Source organism: Corynebacterium sp. HMSC073D01, assembly GCF_001815555.1.
Taxonomy (GTDB): Bacteria; Actinomycetota; Actinomycetes; order Mycobacteriales; family Mycobacteriaceae; genus Corynebacterium; species Corynebacterium glucuronolyticum.
Genome location: NZ_KV821031.1, coordinates 247,081 through 260,528, shown reverse-complemented (window position 1 = coordinate 260,528; position 13,448 = coordinate 247,081). Strand labels below are relative to the sequence as shown.

Annotated in this window: 12 protein-coding genes; 9 read left to right on the top strand and 3 right to left on the bottom strand. The window is 57.4% G+C overall.

What is annotated here, in order from left to right; genetic code table 11:
• Window positions 1-84: 84 nt before the first annotated feature.
• The 4 genes from HMPREF3044_RS05250 to HMPREF3044_RS05235 all read left to right on the top strand — a co-directional run bounded on the left by HMPREF3044_RS05250 (window position 85) and on the right by HMPREF3044_RS05235 (window position 5,047).
• The gene (locus tag HMPREF3044_RS05250) at window positions 85-1,785 is read left to right on the top strand and encodes a long-chain fatty-acid--CoA ligase (protein ID WP_070739733.1); all 1,701 of its coding nucleotides are present in this window, start codon (window positions 85-87) and stop codon (window positions 1,783-1,785) included.
• 491 nt (window positions 1,786-2,276) lie between these two features.
• Window positions 2,277-3,341: a glycerophosphodiester phosphodiesterase family protein gene (locus HMPREF3044_RS05245; RefSeq protein WP_070739730.1), complete on the top strand. Its 1,065-nt coding sequence runs from the start codon at window positions 2,277-2,279 to the stop codon at window positions 3,339-3,341.
• Window positions 3,342-3,790: 449 nt separating this feature from the next.
• On the top strand, window positions 3,791-4,798 hold the full coding sequence (moaA, locus tag HMPREF3044_RS05240) for a GTP 3',8-cyclase MoaA (RefSeq protein ID WP_070739727.1): 1,008 nt from the start codon (window positions 3,791-3,793) through the stop codon (window positions 4,796-4,798).
• 3 nt (window positions 4,799-4,801) lie between these two features.
• Window positions 4,802-5,047 carry a MoaD/ThiS family protein gene (locus HMPREF3044_RS05235; RefSeq protein WP_070739724.1) on the top strand — a complete coding sequence of 82 codons (246 nt, stop codon included), beginning with the start codon at window positions 4,802-4,804 and terminating at the stop codon, window positions 5,045-5,047.
• Between the two features lie 231 nt (window positions 5,048-5,278).
• Here HMPREF3044_RS05235 and HMPREF3044_RS05230 read toward each other — a convergent pair whose 3' ends face one another.
• A complete protein-coding gene (locus tag HMPREF3044_RS05230; RefSeq protein ID WP_232621863.1) occupies window positions 5,279-6,181 on the bottom strand; it encodes a hypothetical protein in 903 nt (300 codons plus the stop codon).
• A 249-nt stretch (window positions 6,182-6,430) separates the two neighbouring features.
• The gene (locus tag HMPREF3044_RS05225) at window positions 6,431-6,880 is read right to left on the bottom strand and encodes a molybdenum cofactor biosynthesis protein MoaE (protein ID WP_070739767.1); all 450 of its coding nucleotides are present in this window, start codon (window positions 6,878-6,880) and stop codon (window positions 6,431-6,433) included.
• Here HMPREF3044_RS05225 and glp point away from each other — a divergent pair.
• The 3 genes from glp (at window position 6,879) to HMPREF3044_RS05210 (ending at window position 9,299) form a co-directional block, all read left to right on the top strand.
• Window positions 6,879-8,033, top strand: a complete 1,155-nt coding sequence (gene glp, locus HMPREF3044_RS05220; RefSeq protein WP_246820893.1) for a molybdopterin molybdotransferase MoeA — start codon at window positions 6,879-6,881, stop codon at window positions 8,031-8,033. The two genes, HMPREF3044_RS05225 and glp, sit on opposite strands and share 2 nt — an antisense overlap.
• Window positions 8,034-8,192: 159 nt before the next feature.
• The gene (gene moaC / locus HMPREF3044_RS05215; protein WP_005392073.1) at window positions 8,193-8,663 is read left to right on the top strand and encodes a cyclic pyranopterin monophosphate synthase MoaC; all 471 of its coding nucleotides are present in this window, start codon (window positions 8,193-8,195) and stop codon (window positions 8,661-8,663) included.
• Between the two features lie 3 nt (window positions 8,664-8,666).
• Window positions 8,667-9,299, top strand: a complete 633-nt coding sequence (locus HMPREF3044_RS05210; protein WP_005395985.1) for a molybdenum cofactor guanylyltransferase — start codon at window positions 8,667-8,669, stop codon at window positions 9,297-9,299.
• Window positions 9,300-9,610: 311 nt separating this feature from the next.
• Here the strand turns inward: HMPREF3044_RS05210 and HMPREF3044_RS05205 are convergent, their stop codons facing one another.
• Entirely contained in the window at window positions 9,611-10,111 is a 501-nt protein-coding gene (locus HMPREF3044_RS05205) for a MogA/MoaB family molybdenum cofactor biosynthesis protein (protein ID WP_005392069.1), read from the bottom strand.
• A gap of 634 nt (window positions 10,112-10,745) precedes the next feature.
• Here HMPREF3044_RS05205 and modA point away from each other — a divergent pair.
• Together modA and HMPREF3044_RS05195 are read left to right on the top strand one after the other, a co-directional pair.
• Window positions 10,746-11,525 (top strand): molybdate ABC transporter substrate-binding protein, encoded by a 780-nt coding sequence (modA, locus tag HMPREF3044_RS05200; protein ID WP_246820891.1) that lies wholly within the window; start codon window positions 10,746-10,748, stop codon window positions 11,523-11,525.
• Window positions 11,503-13,245 carry an ATP-binding cassette domain-containing protein gene (locus tag HMPREF3044_RS05195; RefSeq protein ID WP_070739715.1) on the top strand — a complete coding sequence of 581 codons (1,743 nt, stop codon included), beginning with the start codon at window positions 11,503-11,505 and terminating at the stop codon, window positions 13,243-13,245. The genes modA and HMPREF3044_RS05195 overlap by 23 nt, the downstream gene beginning before the upstream one ends.
• Window positions 13,246-13,448 lie beyond the last annotated feature (203 nt).

The window sequence follows — 13,448 nt, the reverse complement described above, 5'->3', positions numbered from 1 at the left end:
AAGAAGTGAGAACCCGCATCTGTTTCGGGATCTATCCTAACCCATACGCCCATGCCACGACAACATTAGGTTAAAGTTTGTGGTATGCGCGCCACCATGCAAGATATCCCGTTGAATGTCGCCCGAATCCTTGAATATGGAACGACAATTCATGGCGACACGACAGTGTACTCCTGGAATCGGGATGAGCTGGAGGAAACCACGTTCGCTGCGATCGGCAAGCGAGCTGCTGCTTTCGCCCATGCTCTCGAAGATGAGCTGGGAATCCTGGGCGACGAACGGGTGGGAACACTCATGTACAACTGCCCGGAGCACCTCGAAGTGCTATTCGCCGCAGCGTGCAAGGGTGCGGTGTTCCAGCCTCTGAATAAGCAGCTGCAAGCCGATCAGATCGCGCACATCATCAATCATGCCGAGGACTCTGTCATCGTCTGCGACCCTCGACTTGTGGACATTCTTGTTCCGATCCTCCCCCAATGTCCCATCGTCCGCGCTGTGGTGGTCATCGGTGATGGTGATCTAGCACCAGTCCTGGCCGAGCTTCCTGCTTCAGTCGCGGTGTACTCCTATGAGGAGCTTATCGACGGCCGACCCACCCACTACGACTGGCCAGAGCTGGAGGAACACACGGCCGCTGCTCTGTGCTACTCGACGGGCACCTCGGACGGCCCGCCGAAGGGTGTCGCCTACTCACATCGCTCCATTTACCTGCACTCGCTTTCCCTGCGCACGCAGGATTCGTTCGCGGTGTCTCACGGCACGCCATTCTTGTGCTGCGTTCCGATCTACCACGTTCTGAGCTGGGGTGTTCCGATCGCTGCTTTTATGTCCGGTGCCCCTCTGGTTCTTCCCGGTCAGGACGTGTCCCCGGCTCGGCTTGCGCGGATCATCGCCGAGGTGCATCCACGCGTAGCAACAGGAGTGCCCACACTGTGGATTTCTCTCATGGTTCACTATCTACATCACCCGCCAGCCAGGATGAGTTTGACGGAAATTATTGCTGGTGGGTCGCCCGTACCTCCTTCGCTCACGCAGATGTGGGAGGAAAAATACGGCGTCGATGTCATCCAGATGTGGGGAATGACGGAAAGTTCTCCTGTTGGCACGGTCGCACGGCCACCGTCCGGCGTATCAGGACAGCAGCGCTGGGCGTACCGCATCTCCCAGGGCAGATTCCCAGCATCCGTGCAGTACCGTGTGGTGACCGATGGTGTCGAAGTTTCCCGTACCGACCGCAACCACGGCGAAATTCAGATCCGTGGCCCCTGGGTAACGGGATCGTACTTCCATTCCGACAATGTAACGACATTCCGGGGCAAGCCTTTTTCAGATGCCGAGGATCAGTTCACAGACGATGGCTGGCTTCGCACAGGCGACGTGGGACGTGTGACCAAGGACGGCTTCCTCACTATCGAGGATCGCGCCCGGGATGTGATCCGCTCCGGCGGTGAGTGGATCTACTCCGTACAGCTGGAAAACCTCGTCATGGCGCACCCGGATGTCATCGAGTGCGCGGTCATTGGCTACCCGGATAAGAAATGGGGCGAGCGACCTCTCGCTGTCACTGTCCTGCACGAGGGTGTTCCGCCGACGAGCGAAACCGCTGAGCGCCTGCGTACCTCCATGAGGGAAACTCTGCCCAACTGGATGCTGCCCGAGTACTGGACGTTCGTCTCCAGCGTGGATAAGACAAGCGTTGGCAAGTTCGACAAGAAGGATCTTCGCGGACACCTTGCCCACCACGAGTTCGAGATCGTCAAACTTAAAGGGCCCGGCGAACGTTAGACTGCCGGACTCTCACCACCGCGTTACTGATTTCACGCCACGTTGGTTAGGCGCACGCTGGTTTTTCGCCGGGCCAGTGTTTCGCCAGGCCGGTTTTGCGCACGCTGTATTCCCAAAGCACTTCAAAGGTGTTGGAACCATGCCACGTGACCAGGCGGTGACATCCTCCCCCTCCCCCACTTCTTGGTGTTTTACTGCCAACATCCTGAATGCCAGCTAAAAGCGATAATGCTACGACGAGAAACCTGGCATAACTAAAACAAATGGTAGGTGAGTCGCGACTCATCCCCCGCTTCGATGGCGTTCACGGCGGCTCTAAACCGACAGCTGTTGTTCACCTGGCACGGTTCCCAACATGCGCTAATTTAATGTTCGTTAGCCTTGAATAAGACTTTATACATCCCAGCTACTTGGTTGCTTCTAACAGGATCACGCTACGACGACTTCGTTATGAAGATCTCGTTAGAAAGACAGCCCTAGAAAGACCGCTTATGCACCACCGTCATCTCTATGCAGTGCCACTCGTCGGCGCGGTGATGATTGGTACGCTATCGGCATGCACAAGTAGCGTGGCTTCCGATTCCGCCATCACCCCCGAGCCGATTGCCGCCGAAGCGAGTGGCTCCGTATTCTCATCATCACCGATCGATGTGCAAGCACATAGTGGTGGCCGTGGCGAGTACACCGAAGGATCCGAGGCTGCTTTCATCAACGCACTCGAGGTCGGGGTTACTACCCTGGAGTTCGTCATCACGCTGAGCAAAGACGGGGTTCCCGTTGTGTGGAACGACGCTCGCATCTTCGCGGAAAAGTGCTCCGACACCGCTCCAGTTACACCGGGCGATCCGCAGTTTCCCTATGTAGGTAAGCGCATCGATACGCTTACCTACGCCCAGGTGCACACCCTGGATTGTTCTAAGCCGTTAGCCGATTTTCCCGAGGCGCATCACCCGCAGGGAAGCACGATTCTCCAGCTCAAAGATGTCTTCAACCTAGCCAAGGATGCACCGTACGTTCGTTTCAATATCGAGCCACGAACTGAGGTTGATTCCGATGAAGCAACGGCTCTACCCCAGGATTACGTCGCGGCCATCCTATCGGAAGTGGAATCATTCGACCTCAGCGACAGGGTCGCTATCCAGTCGTCGGATTGGAGCGTCCTCCCCCTGGTCCGGGCATCGAACCGCGAGGTTTTAACCGTGGCGAAGTATGACGCTGAGACATTCACCGATGGCTCCCCATGGCTAGCAGGAATTCAGTATTCTGCGGTCCACGGAGATCCGATTACAGCGGTCGTCGCCCTTGGTGCCGATGCGATTGCTCCCAATTTCGGAGGCCCGTTGGGAGTTCGCAGAGGGGACACCGGGGCTCGTCCGGAGACCATGGCAGAGTATGTTGATCGGGCTCATGAGCATAATTTACTGGTCATTCCGTGGACGGTTAATGATCCTGCCACCATGGTCGATCTGGTCAACGCAGGTGTCGATGGAATCATCACTGATTATCCGTCACGTCTAGCTGACGTACTCAACGATCAGCGCATCTCGTTGTCGTAGCACTTCTTCGTTCCCCACGGCCGCCGGTGTGAGCCCGGGATAGGTGCGTACGAGAACGATTGCCCCGTTACAACACCCGACGCCGCCCTTGGTTGCCCTAGGTCGCCCTACGTCGCCCTACGTCGCCCTATGTCGCCGAGCATCGCCCTACGGTTAAGAAGCGGATACGTGGCGCTGACTACTGTTTTCCCGCACACGGTTTGCCTGCACATAGTTTGCCCACACTTAGTTTGCCCACACGTGGTGCGCCCTGCACATGTTGTGACAGAACTCCGCCTCACCAGCAGTCGCTCATACTCACTTGCTTTCGCTACGACGCACAAATCTCACAGGCTGGACCGGCGACGCTTAAACCCACAAGCTAGACCGGTAAGGCAAACACAAGAATAGACAAGGTCGTACATCTGTTATTAGCTACCGCAGGGTATTTCGACTAGTTTGGAGGGGACATGTCAACACACACTTTATTGGCCGACCGCTACGGCCGCGTCGCCCGCGATCTCAGGGTGTCGCTCACCGACCGTTGCAACCTCCGGTGTACCTACTGCATGCCTGCCGAAGGACTGGAGTGGATTCCCACCCCGGATACGTTGACTGATGAGGAAACGATTCGACTCATCCGCATCGCTGTGGAACAGCTCGGAATCCAACAGGTTCGCTTTACTGGTGGCGAACCCCTGCTTCGCAAATCCCTTCCGGAGATCATTACTGCCACGAAGGCCCTCACACCTTCTCCCTCCACGGCAATCACCACCAACGGTGTGAGCCTGCATCGCCATGCACGAGTGCTGAAGGACGCAGGATTGGATCGCGTTAACATTTCTCTAGATTCCCTTGATAACGACACATACACACGCCTCACCCGTCGCGACCGCCTTGACGATGTGCTCACATCGATACGTGTCGCCAGCAAAATCGGCCTCACCCCCGTGAAGGTGAACACGGTAGTCATGCCGGAGGTCAATGAAGGGGATATCGTACCGCTAGCGGAGTTCTGCCTACAGCATGGAGCACAGTTGCGGTTCATCGAGCAAATGCCCCTCGGGCCCCCTGATAAATGGGATCGTTCGAAAATGGTAACTGCCGATCACATTCTGGACACCCTGCGGACGCGGTTTACTTTGGAGGAGGCAGAAAAACCGCGCGGATCTGCTCCTGCTGCCCTGTGGCATGCCACCGATGGTGCCCTCGATGGGTACGTCGGCATCATCGCAGCTGTGACACACCCGTTTTGTGGCGATTGCGACCGCACGCGTCTGACCACGGACGGCGCCATTCGCAATTGTCTCTTCGCCCGCGAGGAGACATCACTGCGCGACCTCATGCGCACCGGCGCCACAGATGACGAGCTCGCTCGTGCCTGGAGCGAGTGCATGTCCGTTAAGAAGGCTGGACACGGTATTGATAGCCCCCTTTTCATCCAGCCGGACCGGACTATGAGCGCAATTGGAGGTTAACAAGTGACAACTATTCGCTACTTCGCTGCCGCGGCCGATGCCGTAGGTCACACCGAGGAACCAGCAAAGGTCGATGAAACGACCACGCTTGCAGAGCTGCGGGAGCAGGTACTACACACACACCCGCATGCACGAGCGGTGCTTGAGCAATGTGCCATTTTCGTCGACAACGCCCAGGCCACTGACCGACAGGCATCGGTCGCCTCGGCACAATCCGTCGATTTCCTGCCTCCCTTCGCAGGAGGCTAAGGCAGATCACAGTTACCCGCGACGCATGTCTTTTTCTGGATCTCGGTACGCATTCACGTCGGGTCCGTATTTCCATCACACCCGTCTTTTTCGTCGACTCACCTGTCCAACGCATCCATAATTTTCATAAATCTATAATGCGTGTTTGCTGCGGTGCATGCTCCCGCGACGGAGAAAGCTTTCACGAACGGCGAGCACTCCCGCAGGACATTTATTCCTAACAATTTATTCCTAACAAACAGGCGCTAAACCGGATGGAGCCAAGGATTGGTTCGCTGCCACACAAGCGTCACGTGCAGCCCGCTGAGCCTGTTCCGTGGCCCCTTCGAGCACTCTATTTGCCTCCTCCTGGGCGGCACTCACCTGGGCATTAACGGCGGCGACAGCCTCTGAAGAACCGAGGCCGATCGTTTCTAACGGAGTTACCACGGGTGCCGGTGGCGGCGCAGGGGCAGGATGAGGATCATTATGCACAGCGGCTACAACATCGGCAGTGTGTGCATCAGGTCCTCCGTAGGTATTGGCCGCCACCGTGAAACCCGGCGCGAATGATACCGAGGCATGGATATCACGACGATCTGCCCACCCGAACTTAGTTCCCTGAACCCCCGGAACCCGGGATGTCCCATAGTTTTGGTGGTAGCCATCGGCAGCAATCGGAGCTACTGTCTCCATCCCACGGATAATCGGTGCGGCGATAGGGTCATTCCTGATCTGTGCAGTGAAGCGAGAGACATCTTCGGTGGACGTGCGGACGCTCCCCCAGTACCCCGTGTAAAACGTTTCTCTTAGGCCAAACTCTGCAATGACACCACTGATGGCGTTCCGATATCGCTGATCGAGGTAGGAGGCGGTGCCGTCCTCGCTGTAGCGAATCATGTTCTCTACCCGCTCCTTATCAGAAGGATCACCGTACTTGAGGACCCAATACCCCAAATACAGCTTGCTCAAAGACAAAGCAGGACGCGCTTCGTGACTGTTACCGGTGGAAAAGGTCAAACCAGAATCTTGCCGGACGGTAATTTGAGTGCGTGGCGGTACCATGCGCGGATCTAGCGTCACTGCCTGCGCTGCTGGCACCACACCACAGGTGAGCACCGTTGCCACACACACTCCGAAAAATTTTTTAACCACTAAATGATTGTATGTGGCAATAAAACAATTACTGTGGAAAAACGACACGGAAGCAAGAGATAAAGATCACAGAGTCTGTCTCAGCGATACGGACGAGGTATGTATTGGTGTATGTATTGGTCAGCCTCGAGACCTGCAGAGGATCCAGGAACCTGTGGAGGCTCCAGGAACCTTAGATATCAGGTCACATCTTTTTCGATTCCTGTGCAGGAGCGCCCGTACAGGAACCGCTTGCAAAGGGATGACTGGTTAGGCGCAATTGCTCCACTCATAGGTGCCGTCAGAGAAGAATTGTTGCTTCCAAATAGGAAGCTGGGCCTTAATTTCGTCGACGAGCTCGGTTAACGCCTCAAACGCCTCACGCCGGTGGGATGAGGAGACAGCCGCACCAAGGGCAGTGTCGCCGATGGACAGATCCCCTGTCCGATGTTCGACTGCGATGGAATGGAGGTCGTATTTCTTCCCAATCTGTTCAGCGACCTCAGCGATGATGCGCTCGGCTGCGGGGTGAGCCGAGTAGGTCAGTTTGGTCACCGCGTGGCCGTGATCGTGGTTGCGTACCCGGCCGTCGAACGTAGCGATGGCTCCGGCCTCATCGCAGGCAACCTGCTCGGCAAGAAAGGGGACATCAATAGCGGTGTCGCGGATACGTGAGTAAATCATTCGGGTCAGTATAGTGGGCGTTGTGTTAATCCCCATGAGTGAATACCTGTCCACCATCCAGAAACTCGCAAAACCGCTGGAAAAGCGAGTAACCCTCGCCACCGAGGAGGCTGCAGGTTTCGTCCTTGCTGAGGATGTCACCGCTACATTGCCTATCCCGCGGTTCACCAATTCTGCTATGGACGGATTTCTCGTGCGCACGGAGGATGCTGACGCTACTCGACGCGTAATCGGGGATGTTCCAGCAGGATCCACGGCGCTCTCGGTCGGCTCGGGGGAAGCCGTGCGGATTATGACGGGTGCTCCAACGGGCGATGACGAGGGGCTTGCTGTTGTCCCCGTGGAGGACACTAACCTCGAGCCTGGGCCACAAGAGCTTCCTCGCACGGTGGAGGTTCACCGTTCTCCAAAAGCGCAGGCAAACATCCGTCGGAAAGCAGAAGACGTGTGCGTTGGCGACACCGTCGTCCGCGCCGGGCAGCGGCTTGATGCGTCCGCTATCGCGGCAATCATCTCGGTTGGTGTCCCTACCGTGACGTGCTACCCCCGCCCCGTTGTCGGCGTGATCTCTTCCGGCGACGAGCTGGCAGCCGTCGACAAGCTAGAAGAAGGGCAAATACCCGATTCCAACGGCCCCATGATCGAGGCGCTTGCGCGCGCGGAGCACTGCGACGTGGTCCGCGCCCACCACTCCAGCGACAACCCATCCGATTTCCTCGAAATCCTCGATGATCTTGCCAGCCGCTGCGACCTTGTCGTTACGACCGGCGGGGTGTCAGCCGGCGCATTCGACGTAGTCAAGGAAGCTACCGCTGGATCTATCGCCTTTGTCAAGGTCGCACAACAGCCAGGTAAGCCCCAGGGCTGCGGGTTGTGGAAGGGCATACCGCTTGTGTGCCTGCCTGGTAACCCTGTGAGCTCCTGGGTGAGTTTCCATATGTACGTTCGCGAAGTGATTGCATGTCTCACCAATACCCCGCACGAACTGGTGAAGATTCCCATGTCCATCGACGGCCCACTCGACCCGATTGAGGAGCGCACCCGCTTCTTCCCCGTCCGCGTCGAAGGCGACCGTGTGGTGTCGAAGGGCGCGGGATCCCACCGCATTGGTTCCCTCGTTGGAATGAACGGCCTTGCCATCGTCCCTCCCGGACACACCGGCCACGATGCGCTTGTCATGCTGCTCTAGTTCTGACACAACTCCACATACTGGCACCAGTTCGCCAATCATCTCAGTTTCACTACGGGTGTCAGCTGACAGTAGCCTAGGCTGCTGTCGCACAGGAGCCGCCCGCTACCAGAATTGCCATTGGCCTTTCGGCAGATCACAAGGAAAGGACTACAGGACATGAAATTTACGCACCTCAATAACGCCGGCGAGGCGTACATGGTGGATGTCACGGAAAAGACTCCCACAGTTCGCAGCGCAACCGCCCAGGGCGAAGTGTACTGTTCCCAAGACATTATCCGAGCCCTGAGAGACGGTACTGTGCCCAAGGGCGACGTCCTTGCCGTCGCACGCATCGCTGGAATTTCCGCGGCGAAGAAGGTTCCAGACCTGTTGCCCCTCGCCCACACAATCGGTATCCATGGAGCGGCTGTAGACCTCGAGATCCGCGATGACTATGTCTTTATCGAAGCCACCGTGCGTACGGCAGACCGCACCGGAGTAGAGATGGAGGCGCTCACCGCTGTATCCGTCACGGCGCTGGCAATTATCGACATGGTGAAAGGTGTTGACCGCTCGGCATACATTCGCTCATGCAAGATTACAAAGAAGTCCGGCGGGCGCTCTGGCACGTGGATCCGGGAGGACTAACAAGTGTGTTCGGGAGACGAAGCTAGCGTGCCCCCTGCATGCGATAGCCCCAGCAGCGGCGAGATTTCCGCCATGGTGCTTGCCGGTGGGCGTGCGACTCGGATGGGTGGAATCGATAAAGCCTGCGCAGTTGCTGATGGCGAGCGGCTCATCGATATTGTTCTCCGCTCACTAGGCCCCGCACCTCGCATCGTAGTCAGTTCACGGCAGCCGGAAGGCCTCCCCGCCGACGTGCAGCTCGTGGCAGAAAATCCTCCCTTCGCCGGCCCCATCGCCGCGATCGCGCGAGGAAGCGAAGAGATCGCTACTCCCTTCGTTTTCATCACCACGGTCGATGCCCCCTTCGCCTCTCGTCTGCTTCCCCGGTTAGCTCGTGTCATTGGTGACCATTCGGCCGCCGTCGTCCGCTCGAGCGACGGTTTTTTGGAGCCACTTATTGCTCTCTGGCGTACCGTTGACCTGCGTGCCGCTATTGCGGAGACAGGGACAGAGGGCGCTGCCAAGCGCCTCTACTCCGCCGCTCCTTCATTCATCGAAGTTCCGGGCGATGGCTCTGAGCGCGACTACGACACGTTGGAGGAGCTCAAATCCTTCACGCATCATTCTGCAGCCACCATTCCGTCGGTACAGAAGTAAACGACGAGAGACTCATCAGATCGTTCCGAATGCGCTGAGAAGGAATGCGTCGGTAGCACGGCGCTCGCGGGAAAATGCAGGGGTAAGTGCGTATGACACGTCCCTCCGCGATAAACAGCACGTGCCTTTGTCATCATGTTGCCTTGCCGGTATCTTTATGATTTTCCGAGCTCTGGCAAGGATAAAGGTGAGAACGCCCCGGTCCAGCTTCGCACTCTGATTCAGCGCTCAGTCAGCGTCGGCAAGCTGAGTTAGCCAGCGCACAGCAGGGGTGTGCACACCAAGCGAGTGTGAACGAGTGCGATACAGCCCTATTCACCGTGAGCTTTTCCGGCAACCCCGTCCAGCTGCTCAATTAGATGAGGCAGAAGTGGAATCACAACAGACAGGACATCTTTTACTCCGCCCCTCGAACCCGGCGCGTTGATGAAAACGGACGTGCCTCCGACTCCGACGAGCCCGCGAGACAGCCCGGCCATAGGGGTCTTTTTCAGTCCCTCCAGCAAAATTTGGGTTTCCACGCCGACGAGCTCATGTTCTATGAAAATACGAGTAGCCTCCGGCGTGAGATCACGTTCGGTAATCCCCGTCCCCCCTGTAGTAAAAATCACCCGGGATCCTTTCACTACGGCATCTCTGAGCGCATTAGTAACTGAATCGATTCCATCAGGAACGACAACAGGATCACCGCAGACTAATCCGGCTTCACGGAGAGCAGTAACAGCCAGCGGCCCTGAGGCATCTTCCCGAGTGCCTGCGTAGCTTCTATCACTAACCGTGATCACGGTGGCTGTGATATTCGAAGGCTCCATTTTCTACTTCACTTTCCCTTGTCTGTTCCAACGCACATCTGACGTTCACTGAGCTATCGCGAAATAGCACAAACAACTGCACTGGTTTGCTACCAGTGTGCTTCGCAAGCAGCATCTCACTCAACTGTTGCTCTTATGTTCTCACATCCGATAAGACCGTGCCTGGACAGCTGTCACGCACTTCATGGAACGCTGCCTCGCGGTGTGTGGGTGGCGAACCAAAAGCTCCCCACGCTGAGTCCCTATGGCAGATCAAATCAGCAAGCCAAAGACACAAATCGAGGCTACGCGCCCCTGTCTTTCGACAAAATACTCACAACTCCTATTCGCAGTCCGCACTCTCAACGCGCGGACACAAATGCGCGGCCACAACGCGGGTCGGCAGACGCGGAGCCTCATACCTGCTTTTTGAGTCATGCTGAGAGGTCTAGTACACGCTCTAGAACAATCGAGATGCCCGAATTCTATTGGGAGGAAACTGAGACAAACGTAACGCACCGCGCTCTTCTCGGTTAGGATACATAGCAAAACCATTGTTTTTACTGGTCACAAGAAGCAACGACCGCAGTCCAGAAGCGCCAGGATTGTTCCCCAGTGCACGCCGGTGCGTTGCGAGAGAAGGAGGACATGTCCCGTGGGGCATAAAGCAACAAAACTAGTAGCAACGACGCTGATGGCAGCACTTGCTGTGGCGGGCTGCTCGCAGAGTGCGGAGACCACCTCCGCGTCGAATAGCAGTTCTGCCCAGGCCTCTGATACCCAGAGCCAAGAGCAGATCCTCATCATGGGCGCTGCATCCACCCGCGTGCTCAACGACGCAATCTCCAAGGAATTCCCGGTTGAATTCAACAACGCCGGCAGCTCGACCCTCATTTCTCAGCTTGCAGAGGGCGCCCCCGGCGACCTCCTGATCACCGCTGACCGCAAGGCCATGGATGAGGCAGTGGAAAAGGATCTCGTTGAGGAGCCCACCGTCTTTGCCACGAATGAACTCGTGCTTGTGACAACAGATCCGGAGATCACCTCCATCGACAAGCTGGTGGAAAAGGCCAACGCCGGTGCCACCGTTGTCGCATGTGACCCGCAGGTTCCCTGTGGCCGTGTAACGGAGGCCCTCGTCGGTGATAAGAACATCCCGTTCGCATCCCTCGAGCACTCCGTAACCGATACGCTCGGCAAGGTGACCTCCGGCGAAGCCGATGCCGGCTTTGTGTACTCCACCGATGCTATCTCCGCCAGCGACACAGTCATCACTGTGCCGATCCCCGGCGCGGAGAAGGAAAAGAACGAGTACCCGATCGCCGTGACCAAGAGCACACAGCACCCGGAGCAGGCTAAGAAGGTCAAGGATTTCCTGACCTCCGATAAGTTCGCCGAGGTTCTGGAACAGTATGGGTTCAGCCCGGTTCGTTAAGCCGCTGGCGTGGGTGGGCCTGATCATTTTGATCGGGCCCATCGTTGCGTTAGCTATCCGCGTCCCCTGGCTCCGCTTCCCGGAGATCGTCGCCCGGCCGGAGACACTGGAGATGGTGTCCATCACGCTGTCGTCTGCAGCGTGGTCGACGGTCATCACCACCCTTCTCGGTGTCCCCATCGCGTTGCTGCTGCGGGGGAAGAAACTCGTGCGGATTTTTGTTCTGCTGCCTCTGGCTATGCCACCTGTCGTGGGGGGTCTTGCGCTGACGGCTCTCATTGGTCGCCGTGGTATCACCGCTCCGATCCTTGACGCGCTGGGGTTGCAGTTCGCCTTCGCCTATCCAGGTGTGGTGGCTTCGCATATCTTCGTATCCCTGCCTTTCGTGGTTGTCGCCGTTGACGGCGCTCTACGCACGATGGACAGGGAGATTGAGCGTTCCGCTCTCGGCCTCGGTATGAGCCGGTCGACGGTACTGAACAAGATCACTCTCCCGGCAATCGCTGCTTCCCTAGCAACCGGCGCCGGACTCGCGTTTGCTCGCTCGCTCGGCGAGTTCGGTACGACGATTACCTTTGCAGGCTCCATGCCCGGGAAAACACGCACCCTGCCGCTGGGAATTTACTTGGAGCGCGAGATCGATCCGGATGCTGCCCTCGCTATGGCTGCACTGCTCATCGGCATTGCGCTTGTTGTCCTCGTGTTGGCTACTCTTCCCAGTCTCCTTCAGAAATCGTACAAGCCGACTGTCCGTACCATTGGCGATATCGATGTCGAACGCGTGCGGGCGCTTTCTACCCCTGCGGAAACGACACACGCAGGCGAATTCATCGTGATCATCGGCCCCAACGGTGCGGGAAAGACAACGTACATGCGCACTTTGGACGGTGTTCTCCTCACGCAGAACCCCGGTCTTCCCCGCACATGCACGGTGAAGAAGGCATTGGAAATGGTGACGAAGGATGCGGACGCGTGGATTTCTGCGGCTGGTTTGGCTGATCTTTCCGACGTTCCCGTCCCAGCGCTGTCCGGTGGGCAGGCGGCCCACGTCGCCTTGGTTCGAGCGCTGGCCACTCGTCCTGCCCGTTTGCTTCTCGACGAACCTCTGGCAGCCATCGATGTTGCCCGCGCTTCTGCGTGGCGGACTGTCCTCCATGCTGTTAGCAAGGACAGGCAGACGATGCTTGTTACGCACAACCCAACGGACATTTACGCGCTCGCGACCTCCGTCATCGTCATCGAAGGCGGTAAAGTCGCCGCGCAAGCACCGGTCGAGGAGATTCTGCGCGTACCCCCGACACAATTCGTTGCTGATCTGACAGGTCTGAACCGCATCACCGGGACGATCAACTCGGTACACGATGGAATTGTCACCCTCGGTGATGTCTCCGGCGTGGCAGGCGAGGATGTTCCTTGGGATACTCTTGTTCCCGGGGCCCAGGCCGTGGCTGTTTTCGCACCAGAGGCCGCGATCCTTCGTCTGTACAGCAAGGAACAAAATTGGTCCGGACCACAGGAATCCGCACGGAACCATTGGCTTGGCGTAGTCAGCGGCATCGCCCACTCCGGTGGCAAGATTAACATCAGCGTCACTATTGCAGGAGGCAACGAAGTCACCGTGCCGATCACCCCGGCAAGCTTTGCCGACCTCGCACTCGACTATGGCACACGCGTCAGCGTTGTTGCCAAGGCACTTGCGACCAGCGTCTACCCGCGATAGGCCTTCGTTTCCACTGATCTACAGGAACGCTGAAGGGACACACCGTAGAAAAAGGAAAACTACAGAGGAACGTAAAGCGAAGAAAAATCCCGGCAGTTCACGGTGCCGGGACTTTTGTATTTACCTCACTCTTGCCGTCACTGCTTCACCGCAGGATTCCTTACGGTTTCGCGCATCGTGTCACAGAGCGACATTTAACTGCC

Excerpts from the sequence above, each read along its gene's own strand:
- glp (WP_246820893.1), top strand. The coding sequence starts at position 6,879 with ATGAGTGAATACCTGTCCACCATCCAGAAACTCGCAAAACCGCTGGAA.
- HMPREF3044_RS05250 (WP_070739733.1), top strand. The coding sequence starts at position 85 with ATGCGCGCCACCATGCAAGATATCCCGTTGAATGTCGCCCGAATCCTT.
- HMPREF3044_RS05195 (WP_070739715.1), top strand. The coding sequence starts at position 11,503 with ATGGGTTCAGCCCGGTTCGTTAAGCCGCTGGCGTGGGTGGGCCTGATC.
- moaA (WP_070739727.1), top strand. The coding sequence starts at position 3,791 with ATGTCAACACACACTTTATTGGCCGACCGCTACGGCCGCGTCGCCCGC.
- HMPREF3044_RS05245 (WP_070739730.1), top strand. The coding sequence starts at position 2,277 with ATGCACCACCGTCATCTCTATGCAGTGCCACTCGTCGGCGCGGTGATG.
- HMPREF3044_RS05205 (WP_005392069.1), bottom strand. The coding sequence starts at position 10,111 with ATGGAGCCTTCGAATATCACAGCCACCGTGATCACGGTTAGTGATAGA.
- moaC (WP_005392073.1), top strand. The coding sequence starts at position 8,193 with ATGAAATTTACGCACCTCAATAACGCCGGCGAGGCGTACATGGTGGAT.
- HMPREF3044_RS05225 (WP_070739767.1), bottom strand. The coding sequence starts at position 6,880 with ATGGGGATTAACACAACGCCCACTATACTGACCCGAATGATTTACTCA.